Origin of the sequence: Stenotrophomonas sp. SAU14A_NAIMI4_8 (assembly GCF_003086695.1) — a bacterium.
In the GTDB taxonomy this organism is placed as follows: Bacteria; Pseudomonadota; Gammaproteobacteria; order Xanthomonadales; family Xanthomonadaceae; genus Stenotrophomonas.
In genome coordinates this window covers 4,127,085-4,142,622 of sequence record NZ_CP025999.1, presented here as the reverse complement: position 1 = coordinate 4,142,622, position 15,538 = coordinate 4,127,085, and the positions used below count along the sequence as shown (strand labels likewise).

At 66.9% G+C, this 15,538-nt stretch carries 11 protein-coding genes; 4 read left to right on the top strand and 7 right to left on the bottom strand.

Annotated features, from left to right (window positions below; translation table 11 throughout):
* The first annotated feature begins 143 nt into the window (after positions 1–143).
* On the top strand, positions 144–392 hold the full coding sequence (locus tag C1930_RS18625; RefSeq protein WP_108772624.1) for a hypothetical protein: 249 nt from the start codon (positions 144–146) through the stop codon (positions 390–392).
* Between the two features lie 230 nt (positions 393–622).
* Entirely contained in the window at positions 623–3,055 is a 2,433-nt protein-coding gene (locus C1930_RS18620) for a DUF3772 domain-containing protein (protein ID WP_199912379.1), read from the top strand.
* A gap of 485 nt (positions 3,056–3,540) precedes the next feature.
* Here C1930_RS18620 and C1930_RS18610 read toward each other — a convergent pair whose 3' ends face one another.
* Both C1930_RS18610 and C1930_RS18605 read right to left on the bottom strand, forming a co-directional pair.
* The gene (locus C1930_RS18610) at positions 3,541–5,646 is read right to left on the bottom strand and encodes a phosphoglycerol transferase I (RefSeq protein ID WP_108772371.1); all 2,106 of its coding nucleotides are present in this window, start codon (positions 5,644–5,646) and stop codon (positions 3,541–3,543) included.
* A gap of 231 nt (positions 5,647–5,877) precedes the next feature.
* Positions 5,878–7,521 (bottom strand): AarF/UbiB family protein, encoded by a 1,644-nt coding sequence (locus C1930_RS18605; protein ID WP_234412399.1) that lies wholly within the window; start codon positions 7,519–7,521, stop codon positions 5,878–5,880.
* 288 nt (positions 7,522–7,809) lie between these two features.
* Here C1930_RS18605 and C1930_RS18600 point away from each other — a divergent pair, with 288 nt between their 5' ends.
* Positions 7,810–8,736: a DUF808 domain-containing protein gene (locus tag C1930_RS18600; protein ID WP_108772370.1), complete on the top strand. Its 927-nt coding sequence runs from the start codon at positions 7,810–7,812 to the stop codon at positions 8,734–8,736.
* Positions 8,737–8,812: 76 nt separating this feature from the next.
* On the opposite strand, the gene C1930_RS18595 is transcribed toward C1930_RS18600, so the two are convergent.
* A complete protein-coding gene (locus C1930_RS18595; protein WP_108751120.1) occupies positions 8,813–10,351 on the bottom strand; it encodes a GGDEF domain-containing protein in 1,539 nt (512 codons plus the stop codon).
* A 106-nt stretch (positions 10,352–10,457) separates the two neighbouring features.
* On the opposite strand from C1930_RS18595, the gene C1930_RS18590 reads away from it, so the two are divergent.
* Positions 10,458–11,093: an NAD(P)H-binding protein gene (locus C1930_RS18590; protein ID WP_108772369.1), complete on the top strand. Its 636-nt coding sequence runs from the start codon at positions 10,458–10,460 to the stop codon at positions 11,091–11,093.
* A gap of 336 nt (positions 11,094–11,429) precedes the next feature.
* Here the strand turns inward: C1930_RS18590 and C1930_RS18585 are convergent, their stop codons facing one another.
* From C1930_RS18585 to pdhA, 4 genes are read right to left on the bottom strand one after another with little or no spacing between them, the layout of a single operon-like run.
* A complete protein-coding gene (locus C1930_RS18585; protein ID WP_108757392.1) occupies positions 11,430–12,818 on the bottom strand; it encodes a dihydrolipoamide acetyltransferase family protein in 1,389 nt (462 codons plus the stop codon).
* Entirely contained in the window at positions 12,815–13,168 is a 354-nt protein-coding gene (locus tag C1930_RS18580; protein WP_108751116.1) for an SH3 domain-containing protein, read from the bottom strand. Before C1930_RS18580 ends, C1930_RS18585 begins: the two co-directional genes overlap by 4 nt.
* Before the next feature lies 1 nt (position 13,169).
* Positions 13,170–14,237: an alpha-ketoacid dehydrogenase subunit beta gene (locus C1930_RS18575; RefSeq protein WP_108751115.1), complete on the bottom strand. Its 1,068-nt coding sequence runs from the start codon at positions 14,235–14,237 to the stop codon at positions 13,170–13,172.
* On the bottom strand, positions 14,230–15,312 hold the full coding sequence (gene pdhA / locus C1930_RS18570; RefSeq protein WP_108757391.1) for a pyruvate dehydrogenase (acetyl-transferring) E1 component subunit alpha: 1,083 nt from the start codon (positions 15,310–15,312) through the stop codon (positions 14,230–14,232). The genes C1930_RS18575 and pdhA overlap by 8 nt, the downstream gene beginning before the upstream one ends.
* Positions 15,313–15,538 lie beyond the last annotated feature (226 nt).

Sequence of the window (15,538 nt, the reverse complement as noted above, 5' to 3'; positions counted from 1 at the left end):
CGGCTGCCATGGCCGGGTGAAGCCCGGGCGAGGGTGGTGTCCAGAACATTGCGTCGCCGTGGCGGTGCAGGTGCGGTGCCGGTCGCGGCGGTATGCTGCGGCCAGCGCCGGGTTTTTCCGATTCCAAGGCAGTGGAGGTGCCGATGTACCAGGTGATTCTGTTGAAGAGTGAAACCGCGTTCGCGCGCGAGCAGTGGCCGCAGGTCGATGATCTGGTGGACTACCAAGGCGTGAGCTACAGCCTGCGTGCGGGCCCAAGGCAGCCGCTGCCCACCGACCACGCCTGGCACCCGATCGCGGTGTATGCGCCGGATGAGATTACCGAGGAAGAATTCCAGGACTGGTATGCCGCGCAGCAGCCACAGGTGGAAGAGCTGCGGTTGAAGTACTGAAGGCGCGGGCGCCCGGCCCGGGCTGCGGGTTGCGGTAGAGTCGAGCTTGCTCGACTGCTCTTCGCGCGGTGCCGAACATTCCGACAGTCGAGCAAGCTCGACTCTACGACAGAGCGGGCTGCAGGCTACGGTAGAGTCGAGCTTGCTCGACTGCTTTTCTCGACTCTACGCGGGCGTTACCCCCTGTGCCGTATAGTCGCGCGCAGGCGCGGTGGTCCGCGCGAACCGGTGTGGCTGGCTTGCTTTCCTTCTTCCGAACGATCCTGAAACGTGGCCCGTCGCTGGCGCTGCTGTTGTGTGGTGCGCTGCTGCTGGCCGCGCCGGTGCTGGCCCAGGATGACGACCCCACGCCGAAGCAGCAGCTGGCCAGCATCGAGGCCAGTCTGAAGGATGTGGAGCGCAAGCGCGACGCCGCCGACGCCATTGAAACGCTGGCGATGCTGTCCGAAACCGCTTCGCAGGCGCGCCGCGATGCCGAGGCGCTGGACAAGAGTCTGCAGCCGCAGCTGGATCAGTTGAACGAGCAGCTGAGCCAGCTTGGTCCGGCGCCCGACGGCAGCACCGAGCTGCCCGAGCTGGCGGCACAGCGCCGTAACCTGACCCGCCAGCGCGATGCGCTTGCCGCGTCCATCGCCCAGGCCAAGGCCAGCGCCGTGCGCGCCGGCCAGTTGGCCACCGATATCGACAAGCAGCGCACCGCCCAGCGCACCGAGGAGCTGGGCCAGAAGGTGGATTCGCCGTTGTCGCCCTCGCTGTGGCGCAAGGTCGCCAAGCAGCTACCGATCGACGTTGCCCGGGTGATGCCGTTGGCCGAGCAGGGCCGAGATGCCTTGGCTGTCGCGCTGCGCAAGGAAGGCTGGAGCACGCCGCTGCTGGGCCTGCTGGCCGCGCTGGTGATGATGTTCCCGCTGCGCCTGTGGCTGCGTTCGCTCGGTCGACGTTTCGCCGCTTCCGAACGCGCCCCGGACGGGCGCCTGCGCCGTTCCGGCCTGGCCATGTGGTTGCTGCTGGTGGGCACCCTGTTGCCGGGCTACGCGGTGGTGGTGTTCATCGCTTCGTTGAACGCCATCGGCGCCATCGCCCCGCGACTGCAGACCGTGGCCGAAGGCGTGCAGCAGGCCACCTTCGCCGCCGCCTTCATTGCCGCGCTCAGTGCCTGCCTGCTGGTGCCCACGCGGCCCTCGTGGCGCTTGTTGAACCTGGATGACACCGCGGCGCTGAAACTGCGCAAGTACGCCTGGGGTGCGGCAGCGCTGGCCTGGCTGAGCACGGTGCTGGTGGCCATCGACCGCGCCACGCGCACCAGCGATGTGACCACGGTGGCGCTGGACGGTGTGATCGCGCTGACCTACCTGGGCCTGATCATGGCCATGCTGGTGACCCTGGCGCGCCTGCACCGCCGGCAGACCGCCGAAGCCGAAGCGAAGCTGGAAGCGCAGGCCGACGGCCAAACCGTGGCCACCCCGGTGCGGCGTGGCAGCTGGCTGGTGCTGGCCCGCGTGGCCGGCAACGCAGCGGTGGTGGCAGCGATCATCGCCACCCTGCTGGGCTACGTGAACTTCGCCAAGTTCGTGAACCAGCAACTGATCGGCGGCACCATCGTGGTGATGGCCGCCATGCTGCTGTTCAAGTTCGTCGATGACTTCTGCACCTGGCTGCTGAACGCCGACAGCAAGGTGGGCCAGACCATCCTGCTCAGCACCGGCCTGAGCGTGTCGCGGCTGGAGCAGGCCGGCGTGCTGCTGTCGGCGATGCTGCGTACCCTGGTGGTGCTGATCGCACTGCTGGCGCTGGCTGCGCCGTTCGGCAACATCGGCACGATCGTCGAGCGCATCGGCTCGCTGGCCAACGGCATCGTGATCAACAAGGACCTGACGCTGCAGCCGGGCCGCATCGTCACCGGTGTGCTGGTGCTGCTGGTGGGCATCGGCCTGACCCAGCTGATGCAGCGCTGGCTGACCGACACCTACCTGCCCAAGACCGAGCTGGACTTGGGCGCGCGCAATTCGATCAGCACGATTGCCGGCTACGTGGGCATCATCCTGGTGGGCCTGTGGGCGCTGACCGCAATGGGCCTGAACCTGAAGAACCTGGCGCTGCTGGTCAGCGCGCTGTCGGTGGGTATTGGTTTCGGCCTGCAGGCGATCATCCAGAACTTCGTTTCCGGTCTGATCCTGCTGGCCGAGCGGCCGGTGAAGATTGGCGACTGGGTGAAGCTGGGTGACCAGGAAGGCGACATCCGCCGCATCAACGTGCGTTCGACCGAGATCCAGGTGGGTGACAAGTCCACGTTGATCGTGCCGAATTCGGAACTGATCACCAAGACGATCCGCAACATGACGATGGGCAACAACCAGGGCCGGATCCAGATCCAGTTCGCGGTGCCCACCAGTACCGATGTGGCGGGGCTGCGGCAGGCGCTGCTGGATGCCTATGGTGCGCACACGTCGGTGCTGCAGCAGCCGGCGCCGTCGGTGTATATCGACAGCATTGCCGGTGGCCAGATCACGTTCAACAGCTTCGCTTACGTGGCCAGCCCGCGGCAGGTGTACGGCACGCGCAGCGATCTGTATTTCAGCCTGCTGCAGATCCTGGCCGAACGGGATATTCCGCTGTCCACCCCGACCGACATTCACCTGGTACGCGACACACCAGCGGAGTAAGGGAGTTTTTGTGTGCAGGGCTTGCAGCCCTGCACCCGCTGTAGAGTCGAGCCATGCTCGACTGAAGCAACGTCAAAGGCGGGTGGGCTGAGGGTTGGCGGGGTGGGTCCGGTTGAGGGGGACGCCGCAACCGGACCCACCCCGCCTTCGACAATTTCCCGCGATCTGCGGGGAATGCGCTTGGGGTCAGATCCGTTTTCCGTAGGAAAACGGATCTGACCCCAGAAACAATTCGATATCTGACAGATGTGTCGACCAAGGTCGACACCTACCCACAGCCGCGGGGCACTGTCAGAGGTGGGGCGGTGTCGGATTGCGGGGTGTCCGCCGCATGGATGCGGCGGCCAAGCCTACAGGGACGTACTTGCGGCGTCCCCGCAATCCGACACCGCCCCACCATCCCACGTAATACACGCTTCTGCCGTTGCCGTTGCCGTTGCCGTTGCATCGAGCGGGTGCAGGGCGCAGCCCTGCCGAACACCCCTTTACCCCCGCGGTCTGCCGCGCGAGGGCACCAGGGCGAAGGTATCCACGGCCAGCTTCTCGGCATGGTTCAACCACGCGCGGATCTCCAGATCGTCCACTTCGTGGTCCAGACCGAACGAGACGTTGATCTTGCCGTCGGCATCAGGCTGCACCCACTGCTGGGCCAGCACCACCTTGCGCTGCGACGACACCGCTTCGATCCAGAAACCACGGTCCGGGCGCGTGCTGGCCACCAGCTGCAGCATGTACTGGCCGGCGCGGGTGCGGCGGCCCTTCTGGGTGATCATGTGCGCCTGGCGCACGCTGGGGCGCGGCCCCTGGAAGGCTTCCAGCGGCGCGTCCACGGCAATGCCACCGCGCAGATCGTCGTCGCGGTACAGCTTGATGCCGTTGTCGCGGTTCACCAGCAGCGCGCACCAGTCGCCGTCGGCCGAACCGTCCTCGAACGCCGTGCAGCGGTCCACGTAGGCCAGGGTGTTGTCCGGGTCGGCATCGTCGAACTGGCGCGAGGTGTTTTCCAGGTACACCGATTTCAGCGCCCAGTCCTTGTCGTACTCCAGCAGCACCGGCGGCTGCACCTGCTGCAGACCCACCACCACCTGGTCATCGCCATCGATCTTCAGTTCGCGGGTTGGCTCGCCCAGCCACAACGAACGGGCGAAGGCCAGGTACTGCGGGTAATCGCGGCCGCCATCGCGGCGGGTGGCTACGCTGGCGCTCGGCGCGCGGTCGGTGTCGATCAGCGAGCGGCCAAAGCCCATGGTCTTCAGGTTCGGGTCCAGCAGGCTGAGCAGGGTGGCGCCCGAATCCAGCGTGGTGCCGGCCTCGGTGGTCAGCTGGCGCGGGGCAATGCCATCGCCCAGGAACAGCAGCAGGTTCTCGCGCTTCTGCCGGGTCAGGATGTGGCTCAGGTCGTTGGGCATGGCCAGGTGATCGGAGGCGATCACGATCAGCGTGTCCTTGCCGTACGGACTGGCTTGGATGCGCTGCACCAGCTGCGAGATCAACCGGTCGCTGCACTTGAGCGCATTGAGCATGTTGATGTTGCCGTACTGGCTGTCGTAACGCTGGCCCTTGCAGGCCACCGGCAGGTGCCCGGCCGGGTGATGGGTATCCATGGTCAGCGTGGTCAGCATGAAAGGCTCGCCCTTGCGCGAGAGCTGTTCGAAACGCTGGTAGGCGGTATCCAGCAGCACGTCGTCATGCACGCCCCACGGCGAGTAATGCACGCGGCCGATCTTCTTCTGCTGCTTGAACCAGTCCAGATCGTGTACTTCGTCGAAGCCGTGGCTGGCCAGGAACTGGCCCTTGCCGGCGAAGCGGCCGTTGGCACCGCCCAGGTAGTGGTTGGTGTAGCCCTGCTGCTTCAGGTAATCGCCCAGGCACACGGCCTTGGGCAGGAAGCTGCCCATGCGGTCCATGCTGTTTTCGTCACCGGGCGAGGTGGTCAGCGGCACGCCGCACATCGACGACACCAGGCCGGCAATGGTCCAGCCGCTGCCTTCGGCCGAGGCAAGGCCGCGCACATCCAGCGACTGGCTGGCAAGGCGATTGATGTTGGGCATCAGCCCCGGGAACACGTTCTCGTCCAGGTAGGTGCGTTCCAGGCTCTCGCCGTAGATCCAGACCACGTTGCGCGGGCGCTGCAGCGGCTGCGTGGGCACCTGGTATTCGGGGGCGATGCGCGCGAAATCGACCGGGCGCAACTGCTGGTACAGACGTTGGCCATCGCGCGCCAGCGGGCTGATGAAGATCGTTGCCATCCACACCACGGCGAAGCCTGCGAACCAGGCTGCGCCACGGCCGGGGCGGCGCCAGCGCTTCACCCGGGTGGCGAACAGCGGCAGCAGCGACACCAGTGCCAGCACCACGAAGCCAGCGATATAGCCCTTGAAGTCGGCTACGCCGGCGCCTTCCATGTCGGCACCCAGGTGGTACAGGGTGGCCGCATTCAGGCCATCGCCGGAGAGCTTGTCGATCAGCCACCAGGCACTGAGCGACAGCAGCAGCAGCGAGAACAAGGCAGCCTTCCACCACACCCACTTATCGGACGCGAGGAACAACCAGGCCAGCAGCAACAGCGACAGCAGCAGAATCCAGAGCATAGGCAGCTTCGGCAGTGACGGGGTGTTGGTGATGGACGTCGTACCGACGCGTGTCCATCCAACCGACGCTGCCGCAAGCACACACACATGACAGGTCGATGACCCGATCATGCCTGCGCGAACCTGACTGAAATGTTTGTTCGTTACATGATGTGAAATCGCGCCGTATTGGTAAAACCAGCGTGAAAACAGCTACGCGATTTCATTAAGACGGTGCACGCACTGCCCGCTTCAGCGATGCCCGCGTTCTTCGCGTGCGCGTGCACGGCGATCAAACAGCAGTGCGCTGGTAACGATGCCCAAGCCCAATACCACACCGATCAGCATCAACAGAAGCGCGATGGCGGGGTAGCCGAACACATGCCAGCCGGTCTCCAGCTTCATCATCAGCGATGCGGCCATGATCAGTGCCGCACTGATGATGCCCGCCGCCACGCGGTTGGCGATCTTCTGCAGGTTTTCCATCAGCCGCGATTCTTCCAGCCCGGTCACCTTCATCTGCAGGCGGTTCTCGGCCAGAAGCGCCATGATGTCCGACAACTTGCGCGGCCCGTCGCGCAGCAGCTGCTGCAGCTCCATCGCTTCGCTGGCCAGGTTGGCAGCCGAAAGCGACTTCTTCAGGCGCGCACGCATCACGTGCTGAAGCTGGCGTTCGACGATGCGCCGGGTATCCAGGTCCGGTGCCAGCAGGCGGCACACCGTTTCCAGGTTCAGCAGCGCCTTGCCCAGCAGGCTCAGTTCCGGCGGTGTGCGCAACCCGCATGAGGTGGCGATGCGCACCATGTCCAGCACCACGCGGCCTTCGGAGAAATTGCCGTTGGCCGCGTAGCGCGCGATCAACTGGCCGGTCTCGCGCAGGTAGCGTTCCTCGTCGAAGGCTTCCAGCCGCGTGCTGATGCTGATCAGATCGTCGGCCACTTCCTCGCCGCGGCCATCGACGGCGGCGAACAGGATCTTCAGCAGGCGCTCGCGCAGCCGCGGTGGCATGTGCGCCACCATGCCCAGGTCGAAGATGGCCAGGCGCCCATCCGGGGTGACGCGCAGATTGCCCGGGTGCGGGTCGGCGTGGATTTCGCCATGCACGAAGATCTGGTCCAGGTAGCCGCGGATCAGCGCGGCGGCCAGCGGGTCCATCGCCTGTTCGGTGCGGCGCACACCGGGAATCGCGTCCACGCGCACGCCAGTGGCCAGTTCCATGGTCAGCACGCGCTGGCTGCTGAAATCCCACAGCGGCTGCGGCACCCACAGGCGCCGGAACGGCTTCAGGTGACGACCGAAGCGCGCCAGGTTCTCGGCCTCGGCGTGGTAATCCAGTTCCTGCATCAGGGTCTTGGCGAACTCGTTCAACCAGTCGCGCAGGCGCACGCGGCGGCCCACCTGGGTCAGGTGATCGGCGGCCAGGGCGAAGCTGCGCAGCGCTTCCAGGTCCGAGCGCAGTTGCGCGGCCACTTCCGGCTTCTGCACCTTCACCGCCACCTGGCGGCCGTCGCGCAGCACGGCGCGATGCACCTGGGCAATGGAGGCGCAGCCCAGCGGTTCCGGGTCGAACGAGGCGAACAGCTTGTTCACCGGTGCGCCCAGCTCCTGTTCCACGATCGCGTGGATGCGCTGCACCGGAATGGCGGCCACCTTTTCCTGCATGCGCTCCAGCGCGGTGGCGAATTCCACCGGCACCATGTCCGGGCGGGTGGACAGCATCTGCCCCAGTTTGACGAAGGTGGGGCCCAGCGCTTCCAGGTCGCTGACGAACTGTTCGGGATTGCCGTCGGGCGGCACGTCGGTATGGCTGCCCGCCGCATCCAGGTTCATGCCGGAAAACACGCCGGAATGGCGATAGCGCATCAGCAGGCGCAGGATCTGGCTGCGCCGGTTCATGCCTGTGACCAGCGGGGGATTGCCCGGGGCGGTGGACGGATTGCTCAAACGACACTCCTTGAAAGCGACGGCACCCTGTTGGTAGCGCCGGGCCACGCCCGGCGGACACCCTGTGCAGGTAGCGCCGGGCCATGCCCGGCGGACACCCTGTGCAGGTAGCGCCGGGCCATGCCCGGCGGATTTGGCAACGCCCCCAGTGTCCCCGCAGCGCGGTAGGCGCGCGGTGAACCCGCTACCGCCGTTGCCCCTGATCGGTCAGAATCCGTCCATTCCCTCTCTGGAAGTGCCATGGCCGGTGCCAGTCTGTTTGCCCTGCTCGACGATATCGCCACCCTGCTGGACGACGTCTCGATCCTCACCAAGGTTGCCGCGAAGAAGACCGCCGGCGTGCTGGGCGACGATCTGGCCCTGAACGCGCAGCAGGTGACCGGCGTGAACGCCAACCGCGAACTGCCGGTGGTGTGGGCCGTGGCCAAGGGCTCGCTGGTGAACAAGGTGATCCTGGTGCCGGCGGCGCTGGCGATCAGCGCGCTGGAAGCCTGGCTGCACAGCCGTGGCTGGAACGTGCCGCTGATCGTGCCGCTGATGATGATCGGCGGCGCCTTCCTGTGCTTTGAAGGCGTGGAAAAGCTGGCGCACCGCTTCCTGCATTCCGCCGACGAGGACGCCGAGCACCAGGCCGAACGCCGCAAGGCGCTGGCCGATGAGCAGGTGGACATGGTGGCGTGGGAAAAGGACAAGGTGAAGGGCGCGGTCCGCACCGACTTCATCCTGTCGGCCGAGATCATCGTGCTGACCCTGGGCGTGGTGGCGGTGGCCTCGTTCACCCAGCAGGTGCTGACCCTGACCGTGGTGGCGCTGGCGATGACGGTGTTTGTCTATGGCCTGGTGGCTGGCATCGTGAAGCTGGACGACGTGGGCCTGTACCTGTCGCGCAAGGGCGGGGCGGTGGCCGCGTTCGGGCGGGGCCTGGTGCGCTCGGCGCCGTGGCTGATGAAGTTCCTGTCGGTGGCCGGCACCGTCGCCATGTTCCTGGTGGGCGGCGGCATCCTGGTGCACAACATCCCGGCGCTGCACCACGCGGTGCAGGCGATGGGCGGGGAAGGGCAGTGGGGCTGGCTGATCAGCGCAGCGGCGAACATGGTGGTGGGTATCGTGGCCGGCGCCATCGTGCTGGCCGCCGTGACTGGCTTCCAGAAGCTGCGCGGGCGGTAGCCGCTGCTGCTCATGCCAACCAAGGTTGGCATCTACCAGAGCGGGTTTTCCGCGGGAATCGGCCCGGCGGATCGCATCAACCCGCCTGTACGCGGTTCTTGCCGTGGCGCTTGGCCTCGTACAGCGCATCATCGGCACGCCGCAGCAGGCTCTGTGCATCGTCGCCGGGCTGCCACTGCGCCAAGCCAGCGCTGAAATGCACCGGCACGCGCTGGTCGCGCACGGTCAGCACACGGTGCGCCAGTGAACGCTGCAGACGCTGGACCGTGGCCATGCTGTCTGCGCCCTGTGCATCGGGCAGCACCAGCACGAATTCATCGCCACCCAGGCGGGCCACGCCATCGGTGGCACGCAGCAGCAGCCGGCACACCGACACCAGGTGCTGCAGCAGCGCATCGCCACCGGCGTGCCCGTGGGCCTCGTTGGTCTGGTGGAAGTCGTCCAGATCAATCACCGCCAGCCCCAGCGGCGTGTTGTTGCGCGCGGCACGGGCCAGCTCGCGCTGCAGCAGTTCGTCCAGGCCGCGGCGGTTCAGGGCCTGGGTCAGCGGATCGATGCGGGCCAGGTCTCCGGCCTCGCGCAGTTCCTGTTCCAGTTCGGTGATGCGCTGTTCGGCGCGTTCCACTTCGGCGCGCGCGCTGGCCAGATGGTCGCGTGCCTGCGCGGCCTGCTGCTGCACCTTGCCGGTGTCATGCATCACTTCCTGCAGCAGCTGGTTCAGATCGGCGATGCTGCGTGCTTCGCGCAGCTGCAGCGCATAGCTGCCGATACGGTCGTGGTATTCGCCGGTGCTGGTGGCCATGCCATCCATGCGTTCGATGAACTCGCCCATCAGCCCGCGCATGGCGGCCTTGGATTCATCGATGCCCTGGCGCAGCAGCCCCTGCTTGTAGATCACTTCGCGCAGTTCGGCGCGGGTGCGTTCCACCGCTTCGGTATCCAGCGGGCCGGTCAGCAGCTGCTGCACGGCGGTGATCTGGCCCTGCAGCCAGCTGCGGTCGTCCAGCAGCTCGCTTACGTTTTCCAGCAGCAGGGCAAACAGTTCCAGCAGCAGGGCCTGCTGTTCCTGCCAGCTTTCCGCGCGCACGCCCACCTGGTGGCCGAGTTCGCGCACGCCCTGTTCGATGGGTTCCAGCGCCACGCCGGGCTGCCACTGGCGCAGGCGCGTTGCCAGCGCCTGGGCCTGCTCGCGCAGGTCGGGGTCGTGCTGCAGCAGGGCCACCACCGCACCGCCCAGCAGCAGCCGCAACTGTTCGGACAGGCGCAGGCTTTCGGGCTGGCCATCGGGGGAGTGCTGTTCGATGGTGCGGATGTACTTGTCGATCAGCTGGCGCATGGCCCGGCCATAGCGCGGCCAATCGGCGCTGGCCTGGGCCGACTGCAGGCGGTCGCCCATGTCGCCCAGCTCGCCGGGCAGGGTGGCCATGCCGTTGGCGAAGGCGGCCAGCAGCGGCTCGGGCGCATCGGCGCCGGCGAACAGCTGCTGCAGGGCCACGCCGCCGCCGCCCTGCAGCACCACCCGGTCGGCCCGGCCATCGTCCACCACCGCGCGGACGCGCGCCGGCGGCCCAAGGGCGGTGCCGGGGGCAGGGCGGTGGTCTGGCTGGTCCGTCATGGAGCGAATCCCGGGGGTGGCAGGGGCTGGTTCCAGCATATCGGCGCGGCCGCGCACGGCTTGAACGGATAGCATGGGGCCACAGAATGCAGCAGTGGGGGTGGGTATGCGTGTGATGTTGCTGGGGGCGACCGGGCTGGTCGGTGGTCTGGCGCTGCCGATGCTGCTGGACGACCCGCGCTGCCGCGCCGTGGTGGCACCCACGCGGCGGCCGCTGGACCTGCGTGATGCCAAGCTGCACGCGCCGGTGCTGTCCTTCGACGCAGTGCCCGAGGCGCCGGACTGGGCGCAGGTGGATGCGGTGATCTGCGCCCTGGGCAGCACCATGGCCCAGGCCGGCAGCCGCGAGGCGTTCTACCGGATCGACCACGACTACCCGCTGGCCTTCGCCAATGCGGCCCGCACCCAGGGCGCCCGCGCCTTCGTGCTGAATTCCGCGGCCGGGGCCAACCCGCGTTCGGCGGTGTTCTACAGCCGGGTGAAAGGCGAGCTGGAGCGCGACCTGCGGGCGCTGGAGTTCGCCTCGCTCACCCTGGTGCGGCCCGGCTTGATTGGCGGCCATCGCCAGCAGGTGCGCCGCGGCGAAGCGTTCGCGCTGAAGGTGCTGGGCGCGTTGGATCCGGTGCTGCCACGGGCCTGGCGGATCAACCCGGCCGAGCGTATTGCCAAAGCACTGGTGGATGCCGCGCTCGCCCCGGCCCCGGGCGAGCACATCGTGCCATCGCGGGATCTGGTGGGCTGAGCGGTAGAGTCGAGCTTGCTCGACTGCCTTTGCTCTTCGCTCTTCGCTCTTCGCTTTCCGTAGAGTCGAGCTTGCTCGACTGCTCTTCGCGAACAGCAGTCGAGCAAGCTCGACTCTACCAAGGCAAATGCCAAGGCAAATGCCAAGGCAAATGCCAAGGCAAATACCAAGGCAAATACCAAGGCATTTGCCAAGGCAGTGGATCGCCGCATTGCGCCCACAAAAAAACGCCGGGCATTGCCCGGCGTTTCTCCAACCCATGTGCCAACCAAGGTTGGCACCTACCATTCAGTTCATGTGCGAACCCAGGTTGGCACCCACCCATCAATGGGTCGATCAGCTGGCCAGTGCCAGGTCGTCCATCATCGCGCGCAGGAAGCGGGCCGCTTCGCCGCCGGTCGCCGCGCGGTGGTCGAAGGTGACCGACAGCGGGATGACCTTGTGCGCTTCCACGCCGCCCATCACCGGGGTCATCTGGTGGCGGGCACGGCCGGCACCGACGATGGCCACGCACGGCGGCACGACCACCGGCGTGGCGTAGCGGCCGGCGAACATGCCGAAGTTGGACAGCGAGATGGTGTAGCCACTCAGTTCCGAGGCGGCGATGGAACGCGATTCCACCTGCTCGCGCAGACGGTTCACGCCTTCGCGGATGCCGCGGGCGTCGAGCATGTCGGCATTGCGCAGGGCCGGCACGAACAGGCCGTCGTCGGTGTCCACGGCAATGCCGATGTCCACCTGCGCGTGCAGGGTGCGGGTCAGTGCCTCACCGTCGAACCAGGCATTCATGGCCGGCACCTTCTGCGCGGCCACCACGATCGAACGCACCAGGCGCGCGGTCACATCGTTGCCCGGCAGCCAAGCGTGGATGTCGGCGTCGTCGTTCAGCGTGGTCGGCACGACCTTGCTGTGCGCGTCGGCCATCACCCGCGCCATGTTGCGGCGTACGCCCTTCAGCGGTTCCGGCTGGCCCTTGGCGACCACGCCCGGCGGCTGGGTGCGCATGGGCTTGCCGGCGGCCGACAGCGGGGTGCGGGCTTCGTTCTGCACCGGCGCCGACACCTGCGCCGGAGCCGGCGCTGCATAAGCAGCGGCAGCCACCGGTGCCGGGGCGGCGCCCAGCTTGGCGGTGCCGTTGGCAGCGGCCTGCTTCACGTCGGCCATGGTCACCGCGCCATCGGCGCCGGTGGCACGCACGCGCGACAGGTCCACGCCCAGCTTGCGCGCGGTGGCACGCACGGCCGGCACGGCCTTGACGCCACCAACGGCCAGCGCCTGTTCGGTATGTACGGCGTTGGAGCTCTGCATGGCGCCGACCACGGTGCCAGCGTCATCGCGCTCGGCCTTGGCTTCTTCGGCCACGGCCGGGGCCGGGGCTGCAGTCGGAATGGGCGGCGGGGTCGGTGCGGCGGCAGCCGGTGCCGGCGCATGGCCGTGGCTGTGGCCGGTGTCCTGGCCATCGGCGCGCTGCGGCAGGTTCGGGTCGATCTCGAAGCTGGCCAGCACCGAACCGGTGGGAATGATGTCGCCGGCCGCGCCGGACAGCTTCAGTACCTTGCCGGACACCGGCGAGGGTACTTCCACCACGGCCTTGGCCGTTTCCATCGACACCAGCGGTTCGTCCAGCTTGATCACATCGCCTTCCTTCACGAACCATTCCACGATGGTTGCGTCCGGCAGGCCTTCGCCCAGGTCGGGCAGGTTGAAGTTCTTGGTCTGGCTCATGTGCAGTTCTCTTCCAGCAGTTCCAGTTCGCGGGCCGGCAGCCAGCCCGTCGCGCCGTTGGCGCGCTCGGACCACCACCACCCACCATGTTCGTGATGCAGCTTCACCATCTCGCCGCTTTCCACATCCAGCTCGCGGGCGTCGTAGTCGCGCAGGGCTTCGGCGCGACCTTCGTCCAGCGGCTGCAGCCAGGCGACGGGCGCCCAACCGGCGCGCCCATCGTTGCTGCGTACCCAGGCAAACGCCGGCCATTCTTCGTCACGTACACCCACTTCGACGATCTGGCCGGTGCGGAACCGGAGCGGATTGGAATATTGGCTGCGGTAAGCCCCCAGCAGGCGGGCCCGCATGTCAGCCCGCCGCCACCGCGCGCTTGGCCGCGGTCACGATCCGGTCCACGCTGGGCAGGTACTTCATTTCCAGGCGGAACAGCGGAATGTGGGTGTCGTAGCCGGTAACGCGTTCGACCGGGGCCAGCAGGTCATACAGCGATTCTTCGGCCAGGCGGGCGGCAATCTCGGCACCGAAACCAGCGGTCTTCGGCGCTTCCTGCACGACCACGCAGCGGCCGGTCTTGGCCACCGATTCGGCGATGGTGGCAAAGTCCAGCGGGCGCAGGGTGGCCACGTCGATGACTTCAGCACTGATGCCTTCGCCGGCCAGCTTGTCGGCCGCTTCCAGCGCTTCCTTCACCTGTGCGCCCCAGGCAACCAGGGTCACGTCGGTGCCGTCGCGCAGCACGAAGCAGACGTCCAGCGGCAGCGCTTCGCCGTCGTTGACGACCACTTCCTTGTACTGGCGGTAGATGCGCTTGGGTTCCATGTAGATCACCGGATCGGGATCGCGCATGGCGGCCAGCAGCAGGCCATAGGCACGCTGCGGGCTGGACGGCAGCACCACGCGCAGGCCCGGCACGTTGGTGAAGATCGATTCGTTGGCTTCGCTGTGGTGTTCCGGCGCGCGGATGCCACCGCCCCACGGCACGCGCAGCACCATCGGGCAGTGCAGGCGGCCACGGGTGCGGGTACGCAGGCGTGCGGCGTGGCAGATGATGTGGTCCACCATCGGGTAGACGAAGCCGTCGAACTGGGCTTCGGCCACCGGCTTCATGCCCTGTGCGGCCAGGCCGACGGTCAGGCCGGCAATGGTGGTTTCATCCAGCGGGGTGTCGAGGATGCGCTGCGAACCGAAGCGCTGCTGCAGGCCGGCGGTGGCGCGGAACACGCCACCGTTCACGCCCACGTCCTCGCCCAGCACCAGCACCGACGGGTCGTGTTCCAGCTCCCAGGCAAGCGCCTGGGTGATGGCTTCGATCAGGGTGATGGGGGTAGCGGTCATTGCGATGTCTCCACCGGCGACAGCGGCGCTGTCGGCGGCATTGGCCTGGGAAGCGGAAGCGCCGTGCTTGATCTCATCCATGGCGCTGCTCCAGGGCAATGGCAGCCGCGCGCTGGGCCAGCAGGTCCGCCGGCGGGTCGGCATACAGGTAGTCGAACATGGCCTCGACCGGCTGCACCGGGGTGTTGAGGTACTGGTTCACTTCCTCGTCCACCTTGGCCGCGCACTGCTCGACCCAGGTCTTCTCTTCTTCTTCGCTCCACACGCCGTGGGCGACCAGGTACTTGCGCAGGCGCAGCATCGGCTCGCGGGTCCAGGCGTCCTTCACTTCGGCGTCGTCGCGGTAGCGGCGGGCGTCGTCGGCGGTGGTGTGGTCGGACAGGCGGTAGGTCAGCAGTTCCAGCACCGTGCCGCCTTCGCCGGCCAGGCCGCGTTCGCGCGCCTGTTCCATCGCGGCCAGCACAGCAATCAGGTCGTTGCCGTCCACCTGCAGGCAGTGCAGGCCGCCGGCCAGACCCTTCTGCGCCAGCGTTTCGGCACCGGTCTGGGCCGAGCGCGGCACCGAGATGGCCCAACCGTTGTTGACGATGCACAGGATCAGCGGCAGCTTGTAGGCACCGGCCGAATTGAGTGCAGCGTAGAAGTCGGTCTTGGAGCTGCCGCCATCGCCGCACACCGCCACCGCGATCTGCGCTTCGTTGTTCAACTTGAACTTCAGCGCAGCGCCGGCGGCATGCAGGCACTGGGTGGAAATCGGCACGCAGAACGGGAAGTCCTTCACCGCGTTGCCGGTGTAGTCGTTGCCGCGCTCGTCGCCGCCCCAGTACATCAGCACGTCGTATGGGCGCACGCCACGCATGAACATGGCGCCGTACTCGCGGTAGCTGGGGGCGAACACGTCACCCTGCTTCATCGCGGCGCCAATGCCCACGTGCGCGGCCTCGTGGCCCAGGCAGGCGGCATAGGTGCCCAGCTTGCCGGTGCGCTGCAGCGCGATGGATTTGCTGTCGAACGTGCGCACGTACAGCATCTGCTTGAACAGCGGCACCAGGACAGCCGGATCCTTCAGGGATTCGGGCAGGTCGTTGCGGACGAGCTTGCCGTCCGCGTCCAGGTACTGCAGGTATTCGATCTTGAACTCGGCGGCTACCGTCATTGCGTACTGCACCTTCGACAGAGAAGTTACAAATGATATGAATCGCCATGTTAAGGAAGGCGTACGAAATAGCCTTCCTGCGGCGCAACACGGCGATTCCCCGTTGTACCCCTGCCGACGGGTGGGGGGCCAATAACAACAACGTATTCAGTCGTTGCTGCAAAGCATCAGAATACGCCTTTGGCTGACTGCTGGCGCAACGGCGCAAACGGTTCCACGCGCAGCG

Coding starts and splice junctions, on each gene's coding strand:
- C1930_RS18625 (WP_108772624.1), top strand. CDS start 144: ATGTACCAGGTGATTCTGTTGAAGAGTGAAACCGCGTTCGCGCGCGAG.
- C1930_RS18610 (WP_108772371.1), bottom strand. CDS start 5,646: ATGCTCTGGATTCTGCTGCTGTCGCTGTTGCTGCTGGCCTGGTTGTTC.
- C1930_RS18605 (WP_234412399.1), bottom strand. CDS start 7,521: ATGAACCGGCGCAGCCAGATCCTGCGCCTGCTGATGCGCTATCGCCAT.
- C1930_RS18600 (WP_108772370.1), top strand. CDS start 7,810: ATGGCCGGTGCCAGTCTGTTTGCCCTGCTCGACGATATCGCCACCCTG.
- C1930_RS18595 (WP_108751120.1), bottom strand. CDS start 10,351: ATGACGGACCAGCCAGACCACCGCCCTGCCCCCGGCACCGCCCTTGGG.
- C1930_RS18590 (WP_108772369.1), top strand. CDS start 10,458: ATGCGTGTGATGTTGCTGGGGGCGACCGGGCTGGTCGGTGGTCTGGCG.
- C1930_RS18585 (WP_108757392.1), bottom strand. CDS start 12,818: ATGAGCCAGACCAAGAACTTCAACCTGCCCGACCTGGGCGAAGGCCTG.
- C1930_RS18580 (WP_108751116.1), bottom strand. CDS start 13,168: ATGCGGGCCCGCCTGCTGGGGGCTTACCGCAGCCAATATTCCAATCCG.
- C1930_RS18575 (WP_108751115.1), bottom strand. CDS start 14,237: ATGGATGAGATCAAGCACGGCGCTTCCGCTTCCCAGGCCAATGCCGCC.
- pdhA (WP_108757391.1), bottom strand. CDS start 15,312: ATGACGGTAGCCGCCGAGTTCAAGATCGAATACCTGCAGTACCTGGAC.